This is a genomic window from Pandoraea anhela, assembly GCF_902459655.1.
Taxonomy (GTDB): domain Bacteria; phylum Pseudomonadota; class Gammaproteobacteria; order Burkholderiales; family Burkholderiaceae; genus Pandoraea; species Pandoraea anhela.
On the sequence record NZ_CABPSB010000003.1, the window covers coordinates 374,640 to 399,671 of the forward strand.

Consider the following 25,032-nt stretch of genomic DNA (forward strand, 5'->3'; position numbering starts at 1 on the left):
TCCGTCAGGATCAGTCGTAGGCCTTCGTGATCGGATCCTTGAACATGGCGCGCATTTCCGGCGTCATCGGGTAGTTCATGTTCTGACCCTTCGGCGGCACCGGCTGCGTGAACCACTTGTTGTACAGCTTTTCCATCTCGCCCGACTTCTCCATGTCGGCAATGACCGTGTCCACGACCTTGGTAAACGCCGGGTCGTCGCGGCGCATCATGCAAGCGTAGTTTTCGAACTGGATGTTCGGGCCGACGATTTCATAGTTTTTGGCTTCGTCTGCCGCCAGAGCGGCACGCTGGCCATAAAGCAGCGGCTCGTCCATCACGAAGGCCGCAGCACGCCCTACCTTGAGGGCCAGGAAGCCTTCGGCGTGATCCTTGGCCTGAATCAGGTTGAAGCCGAGTTCGCCGCGTTTGCCCGACAGAATCCGATCGGCCGTCGTCCCGGCGGTCGTTGCGATCGTCTTGCCTTTCAGGCTATCGAGGTCGGTAATGCCCGAGCCTGTCTTGGCGATCATCTTGATCGAGTAGAGGAAGATGTTGTGCGAGAAGCCGACCTGTTTGGCGCGTTCGAACGTATGAGTGGTCGAGCCGCACTCCAGATCGATCGTGCCGTTTTGTATCAGCGAGAGACGGTTTTGTGACGTAATCGGCGTTTCCGTCACTTTCAGGTTCGGAGCCTTCAGTTCCTTTTTGACCGCATCGACGATCTTCAGCGCGATTTCCTGCGAGTAGCCGATGGTCTTTCCGTTGTTATTCGAGTACGAAAACGGGATCGACGATTCACGCACGCCGAGGGCGATCACGCCGGTGTCCTTGATCTTCTTGAGCGTGCCGGTCAGTTCCTCTGCGCTCGCGGCTTGCGCGAACAGGGCGGCGGCGGCGCTGACGAGCAGCAGGGGAGCAAACAGCTTCTTCATGGTCTCTTGTCCTATCGGAAGTGAATGGCGCGGTAGTCCGCGCCGTTTGAACTGTAAAGAATCTCGAAGCCCAAAAACACTGATACAACCCGACACGTCGCCCATCGGTCCCCGTGGGAGTCATGCCTCTGATGCCCGGTATCCGGCTGCGCGTCGCGTGCGTTTCTGCACTTGGGCCGCCCGCCGGAGCCTCATGCCTGATCGTCGCTGCCTCGTCACATCAGGCTCGCGCCATGGCCGATAACCCACACCTACGCGGCCAGACGAGCAAACCCTGTCAGATCGACGGCGGGACGCTTGCCGTCGATGGCGTCGGCGATGGCGCGTGCGGCGCCCATCGACAACGTAAAACCCAATCCGCCGTGGCCGACGTTCAGCCACAGATTGCCCAGCCGGTTCGCACGCCCCAAGATAGGGCGGCCGTGCGGCGTGGACGGACGCATGCCCGTCCATTCGAGCGGCGCCGACGCATGGTTTAGCGACGGAAACAGTCCGGCGGACAACGTGCGCAGCGCGGCGATACGATGCGCGGCGATGCGATAGTCGTACCCGACCAGATCGGCGATGCCCGCCACGCGCAGATGGTCGCCGAGGCTGGCGTAGACGACTTTGTTGTCGGCATCCGTCACGGAGACCTGCGGACGCGCATCCGGGGGGGCGTCGCGGTACGTCAGGCTGTAGCCCTTGAGCGGATACATGGATACGGGCTCGCCGACCTCACGTAACAGCGGCCCGGCGGCCAGACCGTTGGCGACCACGCAGGCGTCTACCGGGATGTCCCCGGTGCGCGTGCGAACGGCCTGCACGGTGTTGCCGCGCACATCGAATCCGGTCACGTCACGCTCGAACATCAGCGCGCCGCGCGTGCAGGCGCCGATGATTCGCGCCAACGCCCTGCACAGCATCTGACAGTCGCCGGTGCCCTCGCCCGGGGTGTAAATACCCCCGGCCAGCTCGCCCGCGATCTTGCCTAACGCCGGTTCGAGCGTGACGCACGTCGCCGCGTCGACACGACGCTGCGGGTAGCCGAGCCCGTTGGCGAGTTCGAGCGAGCGTTCGGCCGCAGCGAGCTTGGCGGCGTCGCGATAGACCACGAGCTTGCCGCTCAGGCGGTACTCGAACGCAGTGCCCGCCTCGGATTCCTGCGACAGAAATTCGAGCATCACCTCGCGGCTATGCAGCCCGAGCGCGAGCAGACGCAACGTGGAACTGGCGTTTGCCGTTACGTTGCAGTGCCTGACGAATTCGATCGACCAGCGCCAGAAGTCAGGGTCGAACGACGGCTTGATGCGCAGCGGCCCCGTGCCGGAGAACAGCAGCGACGGCAGTTGCGAGAGCACGCCGGGGGCGGCGAGCGGCGACACGTAGCCATAGCTCAACTGGCCGCCGTTTGCGAAACTCGTGCCCAGACCCGGCCCGCGTCCGGCATCGATGACCGTGACGTCGTGACCCGCGCGAAGCAACTGATATGCGCTGGCGAGGCCGACGATGCCCGCTCCGATAACGCCAATGTGCATGAAATCAAAAAAACGGAAAAGCGCGATGAAAAACGCAAGGAAAAGCCGGACGGGGAAAAACACGAACGCTTGTCTGCCCGCCCTTTGCTACGCAGTGTAGGGGGAGAAAATTCGGTAACCTATGCGGATTTGAGGCAGCATATGTCTTTTGGCTATAGGGTCGGCGTCACGGCCGATCCTGCATCGAAGACAGGGAGACCACGTCAGGCATGAAATTGCGACATATCGAGACATTTCGCGCGGTGGTGCTGACCGGCTCGGCCAGCGGCGCGGCGCAATTGCTCAACGTCTCGCAACCGGTCGTCTCCCGCGTGTTGCAGCACGCCGAGCAGCAACTCGGCTTCAAGCTCTTCGATCGCATCAAGGGACGTCTCGTGCCCACGGCCGAAGCGCGGCGGCTGTACCCCGACGTCGAGCGCATCTTTACGGATCTGGAGCGCCTGCGCACCACGTCGCGCAATCTGCGTCAGCACGGGGTGGGCCACCTGCGCATCGCCGTCACGCCGAGCCTGGCGCAAAGCCTGCTGCCGGCGGCGATCGAGCGCATGCGGCGCGCGCACCCCGATGTGGTCTTCGAACTCATTACCCACCACACGAACGAGACGATCACCGCGATCCTGACGTCGTCGGTCGATGTGGGCATCGTCTCGGCGCCCCCGATGGCGGCCGGTATCGTGAGCCGTCCCGTGGCGCAGGGCCATATCGTGCTGGCAGTGCCCGCCTCGTGGCCCAAACTCTCGCGGCGCGGCCCGGCCAGCGCCGACGCGCTTGCCGGCCGCGATCTCATCAAACTGCACGACGACACCCCGCTGGGCGCACTCATCAACGAGCGGCTGGATCAGACCGAACTGTTGCACGACGCCGAAGTGATGGTGCAGACGTATTCGCTCGCCGCCGCGCTCGTCGAACATGGGCTGGGCTACGCGCTGCTCGACCAGTTCACGGCCGCGAGTGCGCATGTGCAGGCGCAGCGGTTGTACCGTGTCGCGCCGGCCCTCGAATTCCCGGTCGAAATGCTGCGTCCGGCACACGCGCCGGAGTCGGTGCTGGCCGATACGCTGCGGCGTCATCTGGCGGACGTCGCCGCCGAGTTGAGCGAGCGGGCCGACACCCTGTGCGAAGGGCGCGAAATCGTCCTTACGCCAAGCGACGAGACGCATGGCGACTGACCGTTACGCGGTGTCGGCTTCCCGCACGTTCCCCACGGGCGGGCTCAGCGGCAACTCGGCTCGCTTTTGACTTCGTAGTAGGTGAACGGCTGTGGTTGAAGCTTGTCGGCGAGCGACGGATAGTTCGCCTGCACGAAGCGACGTGCACCCGCCATGTCGAACTCGGTGCGCAGCCAGAGTTTGCCGTCGCGACTGTCGAGCACGAGGGTGCCCGCGTAGATGACGTCCCCGCGTTTGACCTGAACCGTGGGCACCTTGCGACCCTTGCAGTAGCGGAAACGATAGCTGTTGTCGGGGGGCGTGAATTCCATCGGGCCGAAGCGCTCGTTGCGCATGAGCGGCGAGACGCGCATGGCAAGGTAGCCGCGCGTTGGCGGATTGCTGTTGAGGGTGCGGGTGATCTTGCTGCCGATAATGCCGTTGATGGTCTGATTGAAATCCGAGTAGCTCCACGGACCCCAGGTGCTTTGCAGCGGCGTGTCGAGGCCGACGATGACGATGGCGTATTCGTCGAGCGTGTCTTCGGTCAGGGCGGGGTTGGGGGCGACGCCCCTGGTGCTGCACGCAGTGAGTGCGGTGGCCGTGGCGATGACCGCCGCGACGCCGGCCGCGCCGACGAGCGCCCGGCGCCACGCCGCAGGGAAGAACAACAGGGTACGCAGTGACCTCATTGCAGCCTCCTTGTGGCGCGTGGCGCTCAGGGGACGTTCGACAGGGCTACGGCGGGGGGGACCCGGTGATCCGGGCCGGTCCCGGCAATCAATCCTGAAGGAATCTTACCTTGACCTTGCGGCCTTTGACGCGCCCGTCGGATAACTTGCGCAGCGCGACCGGCGCGATGTCGCGGTCAACGGCAATATACGTGAAGTTTTCCATCACGTTGATCTTGCCGATCTGCGCGGCGGCGAAACCGGCCTCTCCGGTGAGCGCGCCGAGTACGTCGCCCGGGCGAATCTTGTCCTTCTTGCCGCCGAGCATCTGAATCGTCACCATCGGCGGGAGCAGATGCCCCGCGCCCGACGGCGTGAGCTCGGAGAGCTTGTGCCACTGGACTTCGCCGCCCATCGCCGCTTCGATATTGCCGACGCGTCCCATCTCGTCCATCGTCGCCAGGCTGAAGGCCCAGCCGTCCTCGTCGGCGCGCCCGGTGCGGCCGATGCGGTGCACGTACACCTCGGGGTCGGGCGTCACGTCCACGTTGATGACCGCTTCGAGCTGGGCGATGTCCAGCCCGCGCGCAGCGACGTCCGTGGCGACCAGCACCGAGCAACTGCGGTTCGCGAACTGAATCAGCACCATGTCGCGCTCGCGTTGCTCCAGATCGCCGTGCAGCGTGAGCGCGTGGAAGCCCTCGGCACGCAGCACGTCCGTGAGGTCGTTGCACTGTGCGCGGGTGTTGCAGAACGCGATGGTGCTGACCGGACGGAAATGGTCGAGCAACTGGCCCACGGCGTGCAGGCGTTCCTCGTCGCGGACTTCGTAGAAGCGCTGGCGAATCTTGCTGGCGTCGTGCTTTTCTTCCAGACGGATTTCACGCGGCGTTTTCAGCAGGCGCTGCGCCAGCTTGCCGATACCTTCGGGGTACGTTGCGGAGAACAGCAGCGTCTGGCGTGAGGCGGGTGTCTGGCGGGCGACGGTGGCGATATCGTCGAAAAAGCCCATGTCGAGCATGCGATCGGCTTCGTCCAGCACCAGCGTCTTGATGCCCGTGAGCGAGAGCGTGCCGCGATCGAGGTGATCCATGATGCGTCCGGGCGTGCCGACGACGACGTGTGCCCCGTGCGCGAGGCTCTCCGCCTGCGGCCGCAGCGGCGAGCCGCCACACAGCGTGAGGACCTTGATATTGTCCTCGGCGCGCGCGATGCGGCGCACCTCCTGCGCGACCTGCTCGGCGAGTTCGCGCGTGGGACACAGCACGGCTGCCTGCACGGCGAAATCGCGGGCATCGACACGCTGGAGCAGGCCGAGCGAGAACGCGGCGGTCTTGCCGCTGCCGGTCTTGGCCTGCGCGATGATGTCGTGACCGTCGAGAATGTCGGGCAGAGACGCCTGCTGGATGGGCGTCATCGAGACGTAACCGAGCCGTGCGAGGTTCTCCTGCATGGCAGGCGAGAGCGGCAGGCGCGAGAAAGCGGGCGTCGTGCCCGAAGCGGAGGAGGGGGCGCTGTCGTTGCGCGAATCGGTAGCTTTTGAGTTCATGCGCGATTATACCGGGTGCGTCCGGCGTCTCCAGGGGGGATGGGCGCGATGCACGGGTTTCGGGCGGATGGCTCGGCAAGGCTCGGCAGAATGGCTCAGCATACCCGATCTCAGGGATTGCGCCGTTGCCAGCCCGGGGCCGCCGGGCGTAGCATGGCTTTGCCTGCCGTTTGCCTGTGCGTTGCCTGTTCGCTGCTTGTCTGCTGCTCGTCGATAGGCCGGTCGTCGACCGGTCGCTGTCTCGTCCATCTCCGCAGAGGTGCCCATGCCCGCGAATCCGGAAGAGAAAGTCCGCCAGCACATGGCGGAAGTCGTCACGATGGCCCGTGAGCGCGCGCCCGACGTGGCCGCCCTGTTCGAGCCTTTCGTCCAGCATTACTACGGTCTGGCCGATGCCGAGGAGGTCGTCTCGCGCAGTGTCGCCGATCTTTATGGCGCCGCGATGGCGCACTGGCAACTCGGCCAGAAGTTCGTCTGCGGTGAGCCGCGCATCCGCATCTACAATCCCACGCTCGATCAGCACGGCTGGCATTGCAGCCATACGGTGGTGGAAATCGTCAACGACGACATGCCGTTTCTCGTCGACTCGGTGACCATGGAGGTCAACCGGCAAGGGTTGGCGCTGCATTCGGCGTTTCACCCGGTGTATCGCGTGCGTCGCGACGCCGCGGGCAAGCGCCTGAGCGTCGCGCCGGGCAGCAGCAACGTCGGGAGCGCCAACGGCAATGGCAACGAGCGCAAGGCGGCCGACGACGACGGCAGCCGCTTCGAGTCATATATTCACATCGAAGTCGATCGGTTCTCGGAGCCGGAACGCATTCAGGCGCTGATCGACGGTCTGCAACGCGTGCTCGGCGACGTGCGGGCGGCGGTCGAGGACTGGCGCGCCATGCAGGCTGCCGCGCACGCCGCCGTCGAATCGCTCACCCAGCGCGCCGCGCAAAAGGGTGTCACGGCTCACGAGCGCGAGGAGATCGACGAAGCGCAGGCGTTCCTCGACTGGATGCTGGCCCGGCATTTCACGTTCCTCGGCTACCGCGATTACGAATTGGTCGTGCGCGACGGTGAGCCTTATCTGCAAGGCGTGACGGGCACGGGGCTGGGCGTGCTGCGCGAGTCCCGACGCGACGCCGGCACGCCTGACGTGACGCGCCTCTCACCGGGCGCCATCGGCATCGTTCAGGCGAGCGCGCCGATCTTTTTGACGAAAGCGAACTCGCGCGCAAGCGTTCATCGTCCCGGCTATCTCGACTACGTCGGCGTCAAGCGCTTCGACGCGCAGGGCAACGTGTGCGGCGAACGGCGCTTTCTCGGGCTGTACACGTCTACTGTCTATATGGTGCCGGCAGAGGAAATTCCGCTGGTGCGCCGCAAGGTCGCCGAGGTCATCGGCCGCACGGGATTTCTGCCGAACGGGCATCTGGCCAAGACGCTCGTCACGATCCTCGAACAATATCCGCGCGACGAACTCTTCCAGATCGACGCCGATCAGTTGGCCGACATCGCACTGGGCATCCTGCGGTTGCAGGAACGTCAGCGCACGCGGCTGTTCGTGCGTCGCGACCGCTTCGACCGCTACGTCTCGTGCCTGGTGTTCGTGCCGCGCGAGAAATTCAATACCGATCTGCGCATTCGTGTGCAGAATCTGCTGCTCGCGGCGTATCACGGCACCAGCGTCGAATTCACGCCGTTGCTGTCCGAATCGATGCTCGCGCGTATTCACATCACGGTGCGCACCGAGCCGGGGCGCGTGCCCGACGTCGACGTCAACGAACTGGAGGCACGGATCGTGGAGACGGCGCGTCGCTGGCAGGACGATCTGTCCGACGCGCTACGCGAACAACTGGGCGAGGAACGCGGCACGCGGGCAATGCGTCGTTACGCGCAGGCGTTCCCTGCGGGGTATCGGGAGGACTACGCCGCCCGCGTGGCCGTGCGCGACGTCGAGCTCATCGAGCCGTTGCTGAGCGCCGGGCAAGCGGGGCAGGCGGCGGGGGGCGTCGCCTCAGGGGCGAGCACGCTCGGCATGCAACTGTATCGCCCGTTGGAGGCGGCGCCCGGCACGTTGCGTTTCAAGATTTATCAGGCAGGCGAGCCTATCGCGCTCTCACGCAGTTTGCCGATGCTCGAACACCTTGGCGTGCGCGTGAACGACGAGCGTCCCTATCGGATCGAACCGGCCGATGCCGGCGTGGTGTGGATGCACGACTTCGGCATGACGAGCCTCGATGGGGCAGACGTCGATCTGGAGCACGCCCGCGCGCGCTTCGAAGATGCCTTCGCGCGGATCTGGGCCGGCGACGTGGAGAACGACGATCTCAACCGCCTCGTGCTGCAAGCCGGCCTGACGTGGCGTGAGGTGCGTATCTTGCGGGCGTACGCAAAGTACATCCGACAAGTCGGTTCGACCTTCAGTAATGCCTATATCGAGAACGCCTTGACCGGCAATCCGTCGATTGCGGGCATGCTCGTGCGGCTGTTCCTGGCGCGCTTCGATCCTGCGCTGAGTGCGGACGTCCGCGAGGCGCGTGCCGATCAGTTGCGTACGCAAATCCACGCCGCACTGGAAGACGTTCCCAATCTCGACGAAGACCGCATCTTGCGTCAATTCCTGGGCGTACTCGAAGCGACGCTACGCACGAACTACTTCCAGACAGTGAAAGACGGCACGACGCCGCCCGCGCAAAAAGCGTATCTGTCGTTCAAGTTCGATCCTTCGAAGGTGCCGGGCCTGCCCGAGCCGAAGCCGATGTTCGAGATCTGGGTGTATTCGCCGCGGGTCGAGGGCGTGCATCTGCGCGGGGGACGTGTGGCGCGTGGCGGTCTGCGCTGGTCGGACCGTCGCGAGGACTTCCGCACCGAGGTGCTCGGGCTGGTGAAAGCGCAGATGGTGAAGAACACCGTCATCGTGCCGGTCGGCTCGAAGGGCGGTTTCGTGGTCAAGCAGCCACCGTCCCCCGCCGATCGGGATGCCTATCTGGCCGAGGGCGTGGCGTGTTATCAGACATTCCTGCGCGGGCTGCTGGACCTGACGGACAACTACGTCGACGGCCAGTTGGTGCCGCCACCGCAGACTGTGCGTATCGATGGCGACGATCCGTATCTGGTCGTCGCCGCCGACAAGGGCACCGCCACCTTCTCGGACTATGCGAACGCGATCTCCGCAGAGTACGGCTTCTGGCTGGGCGACGCGTTTGCCTCGGGGGGCTCCGTCGGTTACGACCACAAGAAAATGGCCATCACGGCGCGGGGCGCATGGGAGTCGGTCAAGCGACATTTCAGCGAGATGGGCGTCGATACGCAGACGCAGGACTTCACGGTCGTGGGTATCGGCGATATGTCGGGGGACGTGTTCGGTAACGGCATGCTGCTGTCCCGGCATATCCGGCTCGTGGCGGCTTTCGATCATCGTCACATCTTCCTCGACCCGACGCCGGATGCCGCAACGTCCTTCGCGGAGCGCGAGCGCCTGTTCCAGTTGCCGCGTTCGAGTTGGGCCGACTACGACGTCAGGCTGATTTCACCGGGCGGCGGCGTATTCCCGCGCACCGCGAAAGCGATTGCGCTGTCGCCACAGGTCCGCGAATGGCTCGGCGTCGAGGCTGCCGGCATTACTGAAATGGCCCCGAACGACCTGCTGCGCGCGTTGCTGTGCGCTCCCGTCGATCTGCTTTACAACGGCGGTATCGGCACCTATGTGAAAGCTAGCACGGAGACGCACGCGCAAGTGGGCGACCGCGCAAACGACGGCCTGCGCGTGAACGGCGCGGATTTGCGCTGCAAGGTCGTGGCGGAGGGCGGCAACCTTGGCCTTACGCAACTCGGACGTATCGAGTACGCGCAACACGGTGGTCGCATCAACACCGACGCCATCGACAACTCGGCCGGTGTCGATTGTTCCGACCACGAAGTCAACATCAAGATTTTGCTGGGGCTGGTCGTCACCGACGGCGAAATGACGCTCAAGCAGCGTAATACGCTGCTCGCGGAAATGACCGAAGAGGTCGGCACGCTCGTGTTGCGCGACAACTATCTGCAAACGCAGGCCCTGTCGCTGGGGCGGCTACGCTCGGCGGCGGCGCTCGACGGCGATGCGCGCTTCATGCGGTATCTGGAGCGGGCGCAACGCCTCGCGCGAGCGATCGAGTTCCTGCCCGACGACGAAGCGCTCGATGCTCGCCGTGCCGCAGGCACGGGACTGACCTCGCCGGAGCGCGCGGTGCTCATGGCTTACAGCAAGATGTGGCTCTACGACGTGTTGCTGGCGAGCGATTTGCCCGACGCCGGGTTCGTTGCCGACGGACTGCCCGCTTACTTCCCAACGCCGTTGGCGAGCCGATGCGGCGCGGCCATGCCGCGGCACCCGCTCAAACGGGAAATCCTGGCGACGATGCACGCCAATGCGCTTGTCAACCGGGCGGGGGTGACGTTCGTACACCGGCTGAGCGAGGAGACGGGTGCCGAGCCGGCAGACGTGGTGCGCGCCAGTCTCGCGGCGCGCGGGGCTTACGGCCTCGATGCGCTGTGGCTGGAGATCGACGCGCTCGACGCCAGGGTCTCGCATGAGACGCAGGCGTCGCTCTTCGCGGCGGTGGCGCAGTGGCACGAACAGGCGACGTTGTGGTTCCTGCGGCGGCGTCTGACCGATGTGCCGCTGACCGTCGAGCGTTTGCGCCGCGTGCTCGATCCGCTCCTGCCCACGCTCGATACGTTGGTGAGCGGCGAGGCGGCGGAGGCGGCCCGGACGCAATGCCAGACCATGATCGACGCGGGCGTGCCGCCGTTGCTGGCGCAGACGGCGGCGGGCATCGGCGCGCGAGTCGCGTTGCTCGATATCGCAGAAGTCGCGAGCACGACCGGCTGCGAACCGGCGCTCGCGGCACAGGTGTATTTCGCGCTGGACGCACCGCTCGGCTACGGCTGGTTGCAGACCGGCGTGCTCGGGTTGCCGATGCAGACGCACTGGCAGCGACTCGCGCGCGCTACGCTGCTCGAGGAGTTGTCGGTCTTGCGGCGGCGCCTGACGGCGAGCGTGCTCGAAGGCGGGCAGACGGCGGATGCGGGGCCGTCCGACGAAGGGCGTCCGACCGAACCGCCGGCCGGGCGGCTGGTCGCGAACTGGCAGAAGACGCATACGGAAGCGCTCGCCCGCTACCACCGCGTGCTGGCCGATCAGGTCGCGGCGGGGAATGCCGACCTCGCCATGTTGTCGGTGAGCTTGAAATCGCTCGCCGAGGTCGGTCGCTGAGTTCTCTGAGGTTGGTGAAGCCCGTCGGTGAGTCCGGTCCCACGTCTCGTCCCAGCGTGGCTGCGCGATCCGTCAGCCGCCACGCCGGGGTGGGGCTGACGGACGGTGTCCTCGTGGGGACGGCCAGCGCGATTCAGCGCAATCCACAGCAATCCACAGCAATCCACAGCAATCCGCAGTGATTCACGGTGATCGGAAGGCCGCTCGACACCGCTGGTTTGCCATCCTTTAAGCGTTTACACAAAAAAGGTAAAACGGCGTATGATCCGGGAAAACCCTAGGATCAAATCAACCCGCACGCATGCTTGCCCGTCGTGCGGGTTGTCGCGTCCTGGGGTTTCGTCGATTCCTGATCCCCTGCGCAATGCCTACCGACACCCGCCCCGCGAACGGCCAGTTCGCTACCACGTTGCAGATCGTCTCCACGGTGTTCTTCACGTTCCTTTGCTATCTGACGATCGGTCTGCCGCTCGCGGTGCTGCCGTCGTTCGTGCACGTGGATCTGGCCTACAGTTCGGTGATCGCCGGCCTGGCAATCAGCGTTCAATATCTCGCGACGTTGCTCTCGCGCCCCTACGCCGGGCGCACGGCCGACGCCTGGGGGCCGAAGCGAACCGTGCTCTGCGGTCTGGTCGCGTGCGGCGCGTCCGGGTTGCTCGTGGCGCTCGGTGGCGTACTCTCCGGCGTGCCCTGGCTGGCGTTGCTCGCGCTGATCGCGGGGCGGCTGGTGCTCGGCTTCGGCGAGAGCTGGGTGTCGACGGGCGCGATCATGTGGGGCATCGGGCAGGTCGGTCCCGCGCACACCGCCCGGGTCATTTCGTGGAACGGTGTGGCGACATACGGCGCACTCGCCCTCGGTGCCCCGCTGGGCGTGGCGCTCAACGATGCGTACGGTGTCGAAGCCGTGGGCGGCGCGGTGGCGCTGTCCGGCATCGTCGGTCTGCTGCTGGCCCGCATGAGGCGCGCAACGCCCGTGATTCACGGCGAACGTCTGGCATTCCGTGCCGTGCTCGGTCGGGTGTTTCCGTTCGGCATGGGACTGGCGTTGGGCTCCATCGGCTTCGGCGCCATCTCCACCTTCATCACGCTTTACTACGCCAGCCATCATTGGGACAACGCCGCGTTGGCACTGACGGCCTTCGGCCTGTGCTTCGTAAGCGTGCGACTCCTGCTGGGCAGCAGCATCGGGCGCTTCGGCGGCTACCGTGTCGCGATGGCGTCGTTTGCGCTCGAAGCGTTCGGTCTGATCGTGCTCGGCATTGCACCGACGGGCTTTACGGCGTTGCTCGGTGCTGCGCTCTCCGGGGCCGGCTTCTCGCTCGTGTTCCCCTCGCTGGGGGTGGCGGCCGTCAATCTCGTGCCGGCGCAGAATCGTGGCGCGGCGCTGGGGGCGTACTCGGTATTCCTTGACGTCGCACTCGGTGTGACCGGCCCCGTCGCCGGCCTGATCGTGGGTGCTTACGGCTATGCCGAGGTATACCTGTGTGCCGCAGTGGCTGCGATCGCCGCCGTTCTGCTGACGTTCTGGATGTCGCGCAACGCGCATGTCGGACAGGCCCATGACGGTGAGTCGTCGCACAAATCGGCACAGACGGCGACATCGGCCTAATTGCCGCTGCGCAGTCTTTTCCTGAAAGTCATTTCGCCGCCGCAGGTCTTAAATCGGCTTGCAGTACGAAGTTCGCGGACTCTACGCGAGGCGTTACCCGCGTAGAGATCAGAAATCTTTCAGGAGTCTTCTATGAAGATGAATTGGATGATGCGAGCCGGGTTGATCTCGGCGACGTCGTTAGTGCTGTTGTCTCAGGCGGCTGCGCTCCACGCAGCCGAGCGTCCCAGGCCTGTTGTCGTCATGTCGGCTGATGATTCAGGCGGCGATATCCTCCCCTGGCCGACGTGCTGTAACGAGGGCTCGTGGTGTCCGGACCCAACCCTTCCCCGCTGTCTGCGCAATTGACGACTTGCCTAGTTCGCCTGTCCTGACCGGGCAGCCGCGACGATCGCCGCGAGCCGCCTGATCAACCCGGGGATACGGGAGGCGTCCGTATCCCCGTAGCCGATCACCAGTCCGTTATCCGCTGGTTGCGGGTCGAGCGCGAAGCTCGACAGCGCACGAGGCCCGATCCCTTCGCGCTGCGCCGCCGCCACGATGGCCTGGTCCGGAAATGCCGGATCGAGCCGCACCGTCAGATGCAGTCCGCAGCGTTCGCCGATCACGGCATAGGCCGGGTCGAAGTGTGCGGCCAGTGCGTCGCGCAATGCTGTCTGACGCTCACGGTACAAACGCCGCATGCGTCCGAGATGGCGCGAGAACTGACCACTGCGAATGAAATCCGCCAGCGCCAGTTGTTCGAAGCGATGACCGCCGCGCAGCAACTCGTCGAGGGCGTCGCGTGCCTGCAAGGCAAGCGCCGTCGGCAGGATCAGGAACCCGAGACGCAGGGCGGGGAACATCGTCTTGCTGAAGGTGCCGACGTAGACCACGGGCGCCTCCGGCACCATCCCCTGCATCGCTGCAATGGGCTCGCCCTGATGCCGGAACTCGCTGTCGTAATCGTCTTCCAGTATCCACGCGCCATGCCGTCGCGCCTGCGCGATCAGATCGAGTCGACGCGACGCCGACAACACGCTGCCGAGCGGATACTGATGCGATGGCGTGACATACACCAGCTTCGGCGGCGAGCGCTCCCAAAGACCGTCCGGAATCACGATGCCCTCGTCGTCGACACGCAGCGCATGCAAGCGCACGTCGCTCGAATGAAACGCCGCCTTCGCGCCGCGATAGCCGGGGTCTTCCATCCAGACCGTGTCGCCCGGGTCGGTGAGCAATCGCACGCAGAGAATCAGCGCTTCGTGTGCGCCTTCCGTGATGACGACTTGCGACGCGTCGCATCGCACGCCGCGCGAGATCCGCAAATGCGCGGCAATCGCCTCACGCAACGCCGGCTCGCCGAGCGGATCGCCATAGTGATAGTGACGCGGCTGGGCTTCACGCATGACGCGTTCGAGCGTACGTCGCCACGTGCTCGTCGGAAAGCGGGTGAGGGCGGGCACGCCGGGCGTGAAGGGCAGCGGCGTCTCATCGGCGCGCGCCGCGTGACGCGTGGCGGGCAGACGCTGAATACGAAGTGACGCCAGCGGCGGCGTAACGTCCTGCGTCGGCATCGATTCGGCCTGCGCCTTCTGCGCGAGCGCCCTGGCGGCTTGTGCGGCCACGTGCGGATCGAGCGACAACTGCGCGACATGGGTGCCTAACCGATGCGGGACGATGAAGCCCTCGGCAGCGAGCTGGTCGTACACGATGGATACCGTGTTTCGCGAGACGGCGAGGTCTTCCGCAAGGGTGCGGGAGGCCGGCAGTCGCGTGCCGGCGGGCAGGCGGCCCTCCAGGATCGCGTGCTTGAGCCGGGACAGCAGTTGCTTCTGTAGCGAGGTACGGCGTCCCGGTCCTGTAGCGAGCGGCGTGTCGAACAGGGCCGCGACGTTGTCCGGCGACGGCGCGGCTGTCTCGGGGCGAGTCGGGGACGAAGTTGCCATGGCACTAAGAGATTTACCTTTTATGGTGCTTTTCATCGTACCACTGAAGCGATAACTTGAGCATCAGCACAATGCCCAGTCACTTGCCGGAGATGAGACAGACATGACCGACGCCCCGCATTTCAACGACTTCGACCAGCCGATCGGCCCGCCGCTGCCCGACTGGACGCCACGCTCGCAGCCGCCGCGCACGCCGATTGTCGGGCGTTACTGTCGCCTCGAACCGATCGATGTCGAGCGTCACGCGAAGGACCTTTATGACGCTTATTCGACCGCTGCCGATGGCCGCGACTGGACTTACATGACGGGTGGCCCGTTCGCCGACTTCGACAGCTACTACGCGTATGCGACGAAGCTCGCCGCGTCTGCCGATCCGTTGCATCACGCGGTCATCGATCTGGCGACGGGCAAAGCCGTCGGCACGTTGTCGCTGATGCGCATCGATCCTGCGAACGGTGTCGTCGAAGTCGGGCATGTGGCGTATTCCCCGTTGCTCAAGCGCACACGCGCCGGCACCGAGGCGCAGTATTTGCTGATGCGTCGCGCGTTCGACGAACTGGGTTATCGCCGCTACGAGTGGAAGTGCGACGCCCTGAACGCGCCGTCGCGCCGCGCGGCCGCCCGCTACGGCTTCACGTTCGAGGGCATTTTCCGCCAGGCTATCGTCTACCGGGGGCGCAGCCGCGATACCGCATGGTTTTCGATCATCGACGGCGAATGGCCGGCGATCCGCCGGGGCTTCGAGCAATGGCTCTCGCCGGAGAACTTCGATGCGCAGGGGCAGCACCGCGCAGGTCTGGCCGCATTGATCTCGGCGGCGAAATCCTGATCGAGGCAACCGCGCACGTCTGCAAACGAAACGGCCCGCCGGGTATTCCCCGGCGGGCCGTTTGCCATGCGTCTACCGGATGTTGCCGGCGTGCGGACGATCAGCCCGGGAAGAACACGTACTTCAGGACGAAGAGCACGGCGATGACCCACGCCGCCGGATGCACTTCCCTGGCACGACCCGTGAACAGTTTGAGCACGGCGTACGAAATGAAGCCGAAGGCCAGACCGGTCGCGATCGAGTAGGTGAACGGCATGGCCAGCGCAGTGAGCGCGGCCGGCGTGGCTTCCGTGATGTCGTCCCATTCGACGTCGAGCAGTTCGCGCAGCATCAGACCCGCCACATACAGCAGTGCCGGTGCGGCGGCATACGCCGGGACCGAGCCCGCCAGCGGCGCGATGAACAGCGCGAGGATGAAGAGCACGGCAATCGTCAGCGCCGTGAGACCCGTGCGACCGCCGGCCTGCACGCCCGAGGCGCTTTCGACATAGGCCGTGGTGCTGCTCGTGCCCAGCAGCGAGCCGATGAAGATCGCGATCGAGTCCGCGAAGAGCGCACGTCCCAGCCCCTTGTAATGCGTGCCTTCGAGCAGGCCGGCGCGCTTGGCCACGCCCATGAGCGTGCCCGTCGCATCGAACACCTCGACCAGCACGAAGGCCAGGATCACGTGCACGAACCCTGCATGCAAGGCGCCTGGAATGTCGAGCTGGAGGAATGTCGGGGCGAGGCTCGGCGGCATGGCGAACACGCCCTGGAACTGGTTCAGACCCAGTACCATCGAGAGCACCGTCACCACCAGAATGCCGATGAGGATAGCGCCGCGAACGCGCAGGGCGTCGAGCACGGCGATCAGGAAGAAGCCGAAGATTGCGAGCAGCGCCTGCGGCGAGTGGAGATCGCCCAGACCGATCTTCGTGGCCGGATTGGCGACGACCACGCCCGCGTTACCGAGCGCGATGATGGCCAGAAACAGGCCGATACCCGCTGCGATCGCGCATCGTAAGGATTTGGGTACCCCGGCAATCAGCCAGGATCGCACGCCGGTGATGGTGAGAACGATGAACAGACAGCCCGAGATAAATACCGCGCCGAGCGCCTGTTGCCACGTGTACCCCATCGCGCCCACGACCGTGAAGGCGAAGAAGGCGTTGAGCCCCATGCCCGGCGCCATGCCGATCGGGTAGTTGGCGACAAAGGCCATCACCACCGAGCCGATGGCCGCCGCCAGACACGTCGCCACGAACACGGCGCTCTTGTCCATGCCCGTCGTGCCGAGGATGTTGGGGTTGACGAAAATGATGTACGACATGGTCAGGAAGGTCGTGAGACCCGCCACCATTTCCGTCCGTACATTGGAGCCATGCTCCTCGAGTTTGAAGAATTTGGTCAGCAATGTGCTCTCCTTGTCACTTTGTTATGCCGTTGTCCGTGTGCAGCGGGGGCGCGCGCATTGTACTGTGCGCGGGTCCTGGCGACCGGGTTTGTGAGGCGAGTTTGTCAGAACTTCATGCGCATGCCCACCCCGAAAGTATTCCCGGCGTCGAGCCCGGAAACCTTGTCGTTCAGATAGGCCGTGTAAACATCGGTGCGTTTGGACAGACCGTAGTCGTAGCCGATGGCCCACGTGTTGCGACTGCGGTGGTCTGCGCCGGCGTTCTTCGTATAAGCATAGGACGCCATCACATTGCCGCCCCCCAAAGGCACGGTCACGCCGAGCTGGCCGCCGTTGGACGTCAGGTTGCCGCCGCTGATCGTATTTTTGATGTACTGATATTGGCCGAAAAGCTTGACGACCCTGAAGTCGTAAGTCACACCGGCTTGCAGCGCTTGCTGATTGCGAAACCCGGTGATGCCTGCCTGATCGTTGGGCGTGGCATCGAACTTGACCTGCTGATAGGCGAGGGTCGCGGCAAGCGGGCCGTGGAAATACATCGCCGCGGCGCTCCACTTGTTCTGTCCGGCCTCGCCGGCCTTGTTGCCGAAGGCGTACGAGATGCTGGCGCCGAGCCCCTTGTAGTCGGGTGTGGCGTACATCACGGCGTTGCTCCAGCCCGAGTCGCCTACGATGCCCTGACCCGCGAGGCCGAGGAACGTGTGATAGACCATCGGGCTGAAGGTATAGGAGTCGACGAACGGATTGAAGAGAATCGTCGAGACGAAGTATGACGTGGTGAGCCGTCCCAGCGTCACGGTGCCGAGCGTACTCGATTGCAGGCCGACGTAAGCGTTGCGCGAGAAGAAGCTGTCGCCGGTGAAGCGGCCGTATTGGCCGTTTTGCGGCAGGAAAAAGTCTTCCAGCGTGAAGAGGGCCTTGAGGCCGTCGCCGAGATCCTCCGAACCTTTGATCCCCCAGTAAGAGGTCGACATGCCGCCGCCACCCTGCGTCCACGCGCGTTCGCCGCCGGGGGCCTTGGCGGCGCCGACCCAGGCGTCGACCTGGCCGTAGAGCGAGATGCTGGATGGGCTGGATGGGTTGGATTGCGCGTTGGCGACGCCCGCTGCGCCGCAGACCGCGAGGGCGAGCGCGCCCCGCAGCCAACCTGCTGCCTTGTTCATGAATGTGTCTCCGTCTCGTTTTCGTTTGTGCGTGCCTCTGGACTTCTGTTTTCACCGAAGAGTGCAAGGGGCACGCCTGAGTCATCGACACACTGACTTCGCATCGCGCGGCTATCGGTGCTGCGTTGAGGCGTGATCATTATTATCAACGCGGCACAAACGTCATATCACGCTACGTTGATACTCGGTATTCCGTTGTTACCGTCACACTTCGCGGGTTAACACGGGCGGTTTGCCTCTTGCGCTGTGGCGCTTGAATGACTTGCGTAGGAAGGAAACGGGGCACGCCGTTGGAGGCGAGGGCGATGCCCATGCGTGCGGGCATATGGGCACGTGGGCGTGCGGAGGCGCTGACCGGTCGGGTCAGCGCGATCACGGCCGCGCAGGCGGGGACAAGGTGTCGATCAAATGCAATTCAGACGTGAATCAGGCGTCAATCGGAGCAGGACCAAATCAAAAGCGAACCAAGCCCGAACCAAGCCCGAACCAAGCGCGAATGACGCCGCCAGTCAGCGCACGGCGCGCCAACTGGCGTTGTGGGCTTCAAGCCAGTGCTCGGCGAGCGACGGATCCCCGTGACGATCGGGGTGGAACGACGGCATCAGGTATTTGAGCATCGGCCCGGTGGTGCGCCAGATGACGCCGTCACGACCGAAGAACATCGTGGCGAATCCCCACCACGTTTTCGGTTTGAAGAGCGTGCCGTCGTGCCAGAGGTTGTTGATCGTCTGCGCATGACTTTCCAGCCCGAACATGAGCAGTACGTAAAGGTAGGTCAGCACACGCTGGCGCTCGCTGCCGCCCAGCGCCCGATACAGATCGAACGCCACGGCTTTGTGCTCGGTTTCTTCCGCCGCATGCCAGCGCCACATCAGGCGCATCTTCGGCTGCGCCTTCGCGAGCCAGCGGTCGTAGCGCAGTGCGCCGTCGCCGAACACCGCCGTGCAATGTTCGTAAGCCGCCGTGATCGCCAGCATGTACATCGGTGAGAGTTTGCGGCGTCGTGCCCAGTTGATTCGCGTCGTCGCCCAGCGCTCCCAGTGGTTCACGAGGCCTTGCTTCGCGAGCTGCGCGTTGTACTGTCCATGCAGATGGCGATGCGTCGCCTCCTGTCCGATGAACTGTGCGATGTCGGCACGCAGTTTGTCGTAACGTGCGTCGTCGGGCAGGCGATCCATCGTGTCGCGCACCGAGTCGATGAACGATTGCTCTCCGACGGGAAAACTCATGGAGAGCGCGTTGTAATACATCGTGCGGTAAGCGTCGCCGCCATGCCAATGACGCTCGAAGCCGCTGGCCAGATCGACGGTCAGTTTGCGCACCGTCAGCGCGGAAATGTCGTTGCTCATGATCGCTTGCCTCGCTTGATGCCCGACGCCAGTGACGTCCATGGCGCTGTCGCTTGAATTTCGCCGTGAATGTGAGCATTATTCATTTTTCAGGCGTCACGCCGCAACTCGCTTCCCGCTCAGGTTTTCCGCTATGTCCGCCTCCAAGCCGCCCGCCACCCCGAATGCCGCGTCCACCATGCGAAAGCGGCCGATGCAGGCGCGCGCGCAACACACCGTCGAGACCATTTTCGAGGCGACGGCTCAGGTTCTCGACGAAGAAGGAGAGGCGGCGCTCACCACCAATCGCATCGCCAAAAAGGCGGGCTTCTCCATCGGCACGTTGTATCAATACTTCCCGACCAAAGAGGCGATTCTGCTGGCGATGATTGCGCGCGAGCGCCGTCGCGTGATGGACGAGCAGAACGCGCGGTTGGCGCGTGCCGCCGAGGAAGGGGCGGACCCCGAGCGCGTCATTCGCGAGCGGATTCGCCTGCTGGTCGAGGCGTTCGGATCGGGGGGGCGGGTGAAGCGCTCGCTCATCAAGATGGCATGGCAGATGGACCATCACGAGAACATCATGCAGGCGATGCGCGAAGCGGCCGAGCATATCGCCGTGGCGATGGCGCGCCGGGATGCCCCGGAGATGCGCAAACCCACGGCCGCGACGGTGTTCGTGCTCACGCGGGCGTTCATGGGCACGCTGCGCTCGGCGGTGCTTGAAGATTCGCCATTGCTTGGCACTCCGGAATTCGAGGACGAGCTTTACCGGTTATGCTGGGGGCTGTTGCGCGCCGACGGCTGAGTCCGTCACGCGCCGATCCCGGCACGTCGAACGCCGGCGGTGCTGTCCGTCAACGGCGGTCAACGGCCGTCAACCGCCGTCAACGGCGTTACACATCACCGGACATGACCGGCAGACGCCGGGCCGTAGCACTTATGGCGTGGGGCGTCCGATCAACGTCCGATCTACGTTCGATTCACGTGCTTATCGAGGAACGCGTCGCATGGGTGAAATCGTCAAGGCGGTGAGCATTCTGGCGGGGGGCGTCGGTATTTTCCTCATCGGCATGGCGATGATGACGGACGGCCTGAAGCTTGCCGCCGGCCCGGCCCTGGAGCGCATTCTGGCCGGCGCGACGCGAACACGCTGGCAAGCCTTTGCCTCCGGTGTGCTGGTCACGGCCATCACGCAAAGCTCGTCCGTCGTGACGATTGCGACCATCGGTTTCGTCAATGCCGGCCTGCTCAAGCTCGGCGGGGCGCTCTGGCTGATGTTCGGCTCGAACCTCGGTTCCACCATGATGGGGTGGATCGTCGCGGTCATCGGTCTCAAGTTCAATATCGACGCCTTCGCGTTGCCGATGATCGCCGTCGGCGTGGCGATGCGTCTGACGGGCGCGGGCACCCGGCGAGGGGCGATCGGCAACGCGCTCGCGGGCTTCGGCCTGCTGTTCTTCGGCATCTCGCTGCTGCAATCGGCGTTCATCGACATGGCCGGCATGATCCGCATGCCCGACGGCGACGGGCCGCTCGATGTGCTGCTGCAAGTCATCGTCGGTTTCGTACTCACGTGCATCGTGCAGTCGTCGGCGGCAGCGATGGCGATTACGCTCACGGCCGCGCAAAACGGGCTACTCAGTGCGCAAGGCGCGGCGGCCGTCGTGATCGGCGCGAACATCGGCACGACCGTCACGGCGGTGATTGCGGCCATCGGCGCGACGCCGAACGCACGACGTGCATCGATGGCGCACGTTGCCTTCAACGTGGTCGCTGCGGTGGTCGCGCTGCTGCTCTTGCCGTGGATGATCCGCGCCATTGCGGCCGGCATGGTGTGGATGGGCTACGCCGCAGACCCGGCCATCAAACTCGCCATCTTCCATACGACATTCAACGTGCTCGGCGTGCTGCTGATGATTCCGCTCGCCACGCCGTTGCTGCACTGGCTGCAACGGCGCTTCCGGACGCGTGAGGAAGACGAGGGCGCACCGCAGTTTCTCGATGACAACGTGCTCCAGGTGCCGCAACTGGCGGTGGACGCGCTCAAGCGCGAAGTCGAACGTCTCGGCGTGATGAGCCGGCACATGGTGCGCGGCGCGCTCATGGGCACGAGCCCCGGTGCGCTGGCTCAGGCGCATGCGTCCGTGGTGCGGCTGGGCAGCGTCTGCCAATCGTTCGCCGAACGCATGAGCCGGGTGGCGATGGGGGCCGCTGCGGCCGAACAGCTCGCCGATACGCTGCGAACCTTGCGTTACTTCGAGAGCGCGGCCGAGCAGGCGATTGCCGCTGCGGCATTGCAGGATCAGACGAGCACGGCTACGGGGCTGTCGGATGTCTACACCACGTTCGTGCGCGAATCGACGGCGCTGCTCGATCGCGTGGAAAGCGACGTCTTGCCGGCAGACGGCGGGGAGTCGCTCGGCACCTACGCGTCTGCAATGGAAGCGTCGTATGGCGGGCTGAAGGCCAAGTTGCTGGCCGACGGCGCCGCAGGCAATGTGCGCATCGCCGTCATGGAGGAGGCGTTGCGTCGTTACAGCGCCTTGCGACGCGCGTTGCAACAAACGCTCAAGGCCAGTACCCGCCGGGCCCGGGGCACCGATCCGATCGACTGAGCGCGCTGTCGCGTCGAACCGTCGTACGCGTTGCGGTGGCGGCACAAGGTCGCCCGAGGGGCGGGCCGTCGCGATTGGCGCGGACAACGCTGGGGCGGTGCGGCGGAGGGTGGCGGGTGCGGTATCGTCGGATGACGCCGGTTTTGCGAAGCATGTACGTCGCTTGCGCAACGCAATATGCGTAGCTAGAATACGGACAGATTTTTGGCGCTGGCAGACCTCTCGCCGGTGTCACGTAAGCGTTCACGTCAAACAACGCATTCTCCGCGACAGCGGCCGGTCGATCCGGCACGTCGGTCGAGGGGCGTGCGTTCGCCGGTGAACGACCGGGCAGCCCATTCAGCGCTGTACCGGATTTCCTGAGCGCCACAAGCGCCGTCTCTCCCCGATTTGCCCGTTTCGATACCGATGCGCAGTTGCGGTTGTTCATCTGCCGGCTGGCGTCTGGTATTCGTCGTTCGCCGCTTGCCGTCCCGCGTCGCCCGGCAACCATTGGAGTCTTTTCGCATGTCGTCCTCCGCTGCATCGGCCAATCACGTGGCCGCCGCGCCGCCCAACGCCACGGCGTTGCTTGTGCGCTTTTCCCTCAACGTTTTTCTCGCGTGCCTGACCATCGGCATGTCGCTCTCGGTCGTGCCGCTGTTCGTGCACAACACTCTCGGGTATCAAAACGTTATCGTCGGCTTTGCCGTGGGCGTGCAGTCGCTCGCCACGGTGCTCACGCGCAAGTTCGCCGGGCGCACCGCCGATCAGCGCGGCGCGCGCGTCGCGCTCATTCATGGTTTGTCGTTCGTCGGGTTGTCCGGGATCGCGTTGCTTGTCACGAGCGTGCTGTCGGTTGCCCCAGAACCGCGCCTTGCCTTGCTGACGGTGGCGCGCTTGCTGCTCGGCGTGGGCGAAAGCCTTTGCATTACGGGCACGTTGACGTGGGCCATCGGCAGTCTCGGCGCGGCGCAGTCGGGCCGTGTGATGTCCTGGACCGGCGCGGCCGTCTTCGGTGGCTTCGCGGTCGGTGCGCCGCTGGGGCTGGCGCTGTACGCGCCAACGGCCCTCGTCGGGGTGGCCATCGCGATCTGCGTGCTGCCGCTGGCCGGCTGGGCCGTCATTTCGCGGATTCCTGCGGTGGCGCCGGCGCATCAGGCCGGCGATGCGCTGCCGTACTCGCAGGTATTGCGTATCGTGTTTCTGCCGGGGCTGGCGCTGGCATTGCAGGGCGTCGGCTTCGCGGTAGTCGGTGCGTTCGTGGTGCTTTACTTCGAGGCGTCGCGCTGGGCCGGGGCGGCCATCGCGCTGTCGGCGTTCGGTCTGGCGTTCGTCCTGATGCGTCTGATCGGCGGACGCTGGCCGGAGCGCTTCGGCAATCTGCGCGTCGCACAGATGTCGCTGGTGGTCGAAGCGATCGGACTGTTGGTCGTGTGGCAGGCGCCGGTCGCATGGCTGGCATTGCTCGGCACGGCGCTGGCCGGTGCGGGGGCGTCGCTGACCTTCCCGTCGCTCGGTATCGAAGTGGTCAGGCGCGCGCCGGCGGCGAGTCGCGGCACGAGCCTGGGCACGTACGCTGCATTTCAGGACGTGGCGATTCTCACGACCGGGCCGCTCGCCGGCGCCGTCGCCAATCCGTTCGGTTATCGCGCCGTGTTTCTGTGCGGCGCGCTGGCGGCGGTCGTAGGCGTGTTCGTGGTCGTCAGATTGCGTGGACGTCGCCGCTGATCCAACAGCCGGCGGCGGCGTCGAGCGGATCGCGCAGCGTCACGGTAATGGCAGACGGATGGCCCATCGCCACGCCCTGGCGCACGACGACACCACGTTCGCCCGGCGCCAGCCAGCCGTAACGGCGCGCACCGTAAAGCAGGGCCGCAGCGGCAATGCCGGTCGCGGCATCTTCCGGATACCCGGACGAGCGCGGGAACTGGCGAGCTTGCAGCACCGGCAGCGCCTGCCCATCGCCCACGTTTTCGCGCGCGCATGGGTAGAGGCCGGTGGAGCCGATGGCGTCGCACGTGGCGAGCAGGGTCGAGAAGTCGGGCGTCAGCGTGTGCAACCGTTCGACGCTGCGCAGCGGTACCAGCGTCTTCACACGGCTGGTCGCGGCGTTGCAGATGCCTTCGAGCGCGATGTCGTCGGGCGAGACGCGCAATATGGCGCAGATGGCGGCGATAGCGCTCGCGTCGAGAATCGGTTCGGTGCGTCCCGCCGGCTGGCTCACTTCAATGTGCTCGCCGTCGGCGGCGACCCGACCGGAAACCTGTCCGCTGAGGGTTTCGATCGTGACCGGGCGGCCATCCCAGCGCCCCGCACGGCGCAGTACCCATAGCGCGCCGAGGGTGGCGTGCCCGCACATCTCCATCTCGTGGTTCGGCACGAAGAAGCGGAAGCGCCACGCGTTGCGCGTGTCTTGCGCCGCCATGACGAACGCGCTTTCATGACCGTAATGTGCGGCTACGGCTCGCATGTCGTCGGCGCGCATGGCGTCGGCATCTAGCACGATCGGGGCCGGGTTGCCGCCATTGACCGCAGCAGGGAACACGCTGACCAACGAGACGGTTGCCGGTGCGGGAAGCGTAAGTGGGAGCGGGGTGTGGGATGTCATGACGGTGTGGAAATCCGTAGCGGCAGTGGTAGCAGTGGTAGCAGTGGCGGCAGTGGCGGCAGTGGTGGCGTTAGCGGGCGTTGCGATGTGCGTCGAGGGGCATGCGCTGCGATGCCGGGCCTGTCTCGGGCGCATCGTCGATGACGGCCTGTGAACGTCAAGATTACGCGCGAAAGCACACGTCTGTCAGCGAAGAATCGACCGCTTTCATCGCAATTTTTTAGACTTTTCCGCATATGCACAGGCGTGTCAGTGGCTATATCGACCGCGATATGCGGCGTCTCGCGGTTGACGCCGTGCATGCTGCGGCGTCATGTCAGTGCGGGACAACGTCGCGTGTTTACGACACCGGCGGCAGACGGTATTTAAGAAATCGCTTAAAGACCGAGGAGTCGTTCCATATTGAGCGGTGTCCTATGGTTTACAATCCGCGTCGGCCTCCCAATAACAAAAGGGGATGGCAGGGTGAGAAACGTCGCACAACGGCCTTTCGGGGCATACGCGACGTCCGGAGACAATGTGCCGGGCCCC

The 25,032-nt window shown here is 65.0% G+C and carries 17 protein-coding genes; 8 read left to right on the forward strand and 9 right to left on the reverse strand.

What is annotated here, in order from left to right; genetic code table 11:
* Positions 1-10 precede the first annotated feature (10 nt).
* Together PAN31108_RS06955 and PAN31108_RS06960 are read right to left on the reverse strand one after the other, a co-directional pair.
* Entirely contained in the window at positions 11-913 is a 903-nt protein-coding gene (locus PAN31108_RS06955; RefSeq protein ID WP_150668141.1) for a transporter substrate-binding domain-containing protein, read from the reverse strand.
* A gap of 251 nt (positions 914-1,164) precedes the next feature.
* Positions 1,165-2,430, reverse strand: a complete 1,266-nt coding sequence (locus tag PAN31108_RS06960) for a D-amino acid dehydrogenase (protein ID WP_150668142.1) — start codon at positions 2,428-2,430, stop codon at positions 1,165-1,167.
* Between the two features lie 209 nt (positions 2,431-2,639).
* On the opposite strand from PAN31108_RS06960, the gene PAN31108_RS06965 reads away from it, so the two are divergent.
* Positions 2,640-3,599, forward strand: a complete 960-nt coding sequence (locus PAN31108_RS06965) for a LysR family transcriptional regulator (RefSeq protein ID WP_150668143.1) — start codon at positions 2,640-2,642, stop codon at positions 3,597-3,599.
* 44 nt (positions 3,600-3,643) lie between these two features.
* Here PAN31108_RS06965 and PAN31108_RS06970 read toward each other — a convergent pair whose 3' ends face one another.
* Positions 3,644-4,270, reverse strand: coding sequence for a hypothetical protein (locus PAN31108_RS06970; protein WP_150668144.1), 627 nt, complete (start codon positions 4,268-4,270; stop codon positions 3,644-3,646).
* Positions 4,271-4,358: 88 nt separating this feature from the next.
* Entirely contained in the window at positions 4,359-5,798 is a 1,440-nt protein-coding gene (gene dbpA, locus PAN31108_RS06975) for an ATP-dependent RNA helicase DbpA (RefSeq protein WP_150668145.1), read from the reverse strand.
* Positions 5,799-6,063: 265 nt separating this feature from the next.
* Here dbpA and PAN31108_RS06980 point away from each other — a divergent pair, with 265 nt between their 5' ends.
* Both PAN31108_RS06980 and PAN31108_RS06985 read left to right on the forward strand, forming a co-directional pair.
* The gene (locus PAN31108_RS06980; RefSeq protein WP_150668146.1) at positions 6,064-11,046 is read left to right on the forward strand and encodes an NAD-glutamate dehydrogenase; all 4,983 of its coding nucleotides are present in this window, start codon (positions 6,064-6,066) and stop codon (positions 11,044-11,046) included.
* 364 nt (positions 11,047-11,410) lie between these two features.
* Complete coding sequence (locus PAN31108_RS06985) at positions 11,411-12,655, forward strand: MFS transporter (RefSeq protein WP_150668147.1); 1,245 nt, start codon at positions 11,411-11,413, stop codon at positions 12,653-12,655.
* A 356-nt stretch (positions 12,656-13,011) separates the two neighbouring features.
* Here the strand turns inward: PAN31108_RS06985 and pdxR are convergent, their stop codons facing one another.
* Positions 13,012-14,583: a MocR-like pyridoxine biosynthesis transcription factor PdxR gene (gene pdxR, locus PAN31108_RS06990; protein ID WP_246183819.1), complete on the reverse strand. Its 1,572-nt coding sequence runs from the start codon at positions 14,581-14,583 to the stop codon at positions 13,012-13,014.
* A gap of 103 nt (positions 14,584-14,686) precedes the next feature.
* Between pdxR and PAN31108_RS06995 the strand changes: the two genes are divergently transcribed.
* On the forward strand, positions 14,687-15,412 hold the full coding sequence (locus PAN31108_RS06995) for a GNAT family N-acetyltransferase (protein WP_150668148.1): 726 nt from the start codon (positions 14,687-14,689) through the stop codon (positions 15,410-15,412).
* A gap of 100 nt (positions 15,413-15,512) precedes the next feature.
* Here PAN31108_RS06995 and PAN31108_RS07000 read toward each other — a convergent pair whose 3' ends face one another.
* From PAN31108_RS07000 to PAN31108_RS07010, 3 genes are all read right to left on the reverse strand, one after another.
* On the reverse strand, positions 15,513-16,805 hold the full coding sequence (locus PAN31108_RS07000; protein WP_150668149.1) for an NCS2 family permease: 1,293 nt from the start codon (positions 16,803-16,805) through the stop codon (positions 15,513-15,515).
* 104 nt (positions 16,806-16,909) lie between these two features.
* Complete coding sequence (locus tag PAN31108_RS07005) at positions 16,910-17,968, reverse strand: porin (RefSeq protein ID WP_150668150.1); 1,059 nt, start codon at positions 17,966-17,968, stop codon at positions 16,910-16,912.
* 509 nt (positions 17,969-18,477) lie between these two features.
* The gene (locus tag PAN31108_RS07010; protein WP_150668151.1) at positions 18,478-19,317 is read right to left on the reverse strand and encodes a metal-dependent hydrolase; all 840 of its coding nucleotides are present in this window, start codon (positions 19,315-19,317) and stop codon (positions 18,478-18,480) included.
* Between the two features lie 133 nt (positions 19,318-19,450).
* On the opposite strand from PAN31108_RS07010, the gene PAN31108_RS07015 reads away from it, so the two are divergent.
* From PAN31108_RS07015 to PAN31108_RS07025, 3 genes are all read left to right on the forward strand, one after another.
* Positions 19,451-20,101: a TetR/AcrR family transcriptional regulator gene (locus PAN31108_RS07015; RefSeq protein ID WP_246183820.1), complete on the forward strand. Its 651-nt coding sequence runs from the start codon at positions 19,451-19,453 to the stop codon at positions 20,099-20,101.
* Positions 20,102-20,303: 202 nt separating this feature from the next.
* The gene (locus tag PAN31108_RS07020; protein ID WP_150668152.1) at positions 20,304-21,911 is read left to right on the forward strand and encodes a Na/Pi cotransporter family protein; all 1,608 of its coding nucleotides are present in this window, start codon (positions 20,304-20,306) and stop codon (positions 21,909-21,911) included.
* A gap of 507 nt (positions 21,912-22,418) precedes the next feature.
* Entirely contained in the window at positions 22,419-23,621 is a 1,203-nt protein-coding gene (locus PAN31108_RS07025) for an arabinose transporter (RefSeq protein WP_150668153.1), read from the forward strand.
* Here PAN31108_RS07025 and PAN31108_RS07030 read toward each other — a convergent pair.
* A complete protein-coding gene (locus tag PAN31108_RS07030; protein WP_150668154.1) occupies positions 23,596-24,501 on the reverse strand; it encodes a PhzF family phenazine biosynthesis protein in 906 nt (301 codons plus the stop codon). The genes PAN31108_RS07025 and PAN31108_RS07030 overlap by 26 nt on opposite strands.
* Here PAN31108_RS07030 and PAN31108_RS26320 point away from each other — a divergent pair.
* Entirely contained in the window at positions 24,500-24,655 is a 156-nt protein-coding gene (locus PAN31108_RS26320) for a hypothetical protein (RefSeq protein ID WP_174994880.1), read from the forward strand. The two genes, PAN31108_RS07030 and PAN31108_RS26320, sit on opposite strands and share 2 nt — an antisense overlap.
* The last annotated feature ends 377 nt before the right edge of the window (positions 24,656-25,032 follow it).

What these genes read in the sequence shown, in the direction of transcription:
- PAN31108_RS06955 (WP_150668141.1), bottom strand. Translation starts at nt 913, where the DNA reads ATGAAGAAGCTGTTTGCTCCCCTGCTGCTCGTCAGCGCCGCCGCCGCC.
- PAN31108_RS06960 (WP_150668142.1), bottom strand. Translation starts at nt 2,430, where the DNA reads ATGCACATTGGCGTTATCGGAGCGGGCATCGTCGGCCTCGCCAGCGCA.
- PAN31108_RS06965 (WP_150668143.1), top strand. Translation starts at nt 2,640, where the DNA reads ATGAAATTGCGACATATCGAGACATTTCGCGCGGTGGTGCTGACCGGC.
- PAN31108_RS06970 (WP_150668144.1), bottom strand. Translation starts at nt 4,270, where the DNA reads ATGAGGTCACTGCGTACCCTGTTGTTCTTCCCTGCGGCGTGGCGCCGG.
- dbpA (WP_150668145.1), bottom strand. Translation starts at nt 5,798, where the DNA reads ATGAACTCAAAAGCTACCGATTCGCGCAACGACAGCGCCCCCTCCTCC.
- PAN31108_RS06980 (WP_150668146.1), top strand. Translation starts at nt 6,064, where the DNA reads ATGCCCGCGAATCCGGAAGAGAAAGTCCGCCAGCACATGGCGGAAGTC.
- PAN31108_RS06985 (WP_150668147.1), top strand. Translation starts at nt 11,411, where the DNA reads ATGCCTACCGACACCCGCCCCGCGAACGGCCAGTTCGCTACCACGTTG.
- pdxR (WP_246183819.1), bottom strand. Translation starts at nt 14,583, where the DNA reads ATGGCAACTTCGTCCCCGACTCGCCCCGAGACAGCCGCGCCGTCGCCG.
- PAN31108_RS06995 (WP_150668148.1), top strand. Translation starts at nt 14,687, where the DNA reads ATGACCGACGCCCCGCATTTCAACGACTTCGACCAGCCGATCGGCCCG.
- PAN31108_RS07005 (WP_150668150.1), bottom strand. Translation starts at nt 17,968, where the DNA reads ATGAACAAGGCAGCAGGTTGGCTGCGGGGCGCGCTCGCCCTCGCGGTC.
- PAN31108_RS07010 (WP_150668151.1), bottom strand. Translation starts at nt 19,317, where the DNA reads ATGAGCAACGACATTTCCGCGCTGACGGTGCGCAAACTGACCGTCGAT.
- PAN31108_RS07015 (WP_246183820.1), top strand. Translation starts at nt 19,451, where the DNA reads ATGTCCGCCTCCAAGCCGCCCGCCACCCCGAATGCCGCGTCCACCATG.
- PAN31108_RS07020 (WP_150668152.1), top strand. Translation starts at nt 20,304, where the DNA reads ATGGGTGAAATCGTCAAGGCGGTGAGCATTCTGGCGGGGGGCGTCGGT.
- PAN31108_RS07025 (WP_150668153.1), top strand. Translation starts at nt 22,419, where the DNA reads ATGTCGTCCTCCGCTGCATCGGCCAATCACGTGGCCGCCGCGCCGCCC.
- PAN31108_RS26320 (WP_174994880.1), top strand. Translation starts at nt 24,500, where the DNA reads ATGACGGTGTGGAAATCCGTAGCGGCAGTGGTAGCAGTGGTAGCAGTG.
- PAN31108_RS07030 (WP_150668154.1), bottom strand. Translation starts at nt 24,501, where the DNA reads ATGACATCCCACACCCCGCTCCCACTTACGCTTCCCGCACCGGCAACC.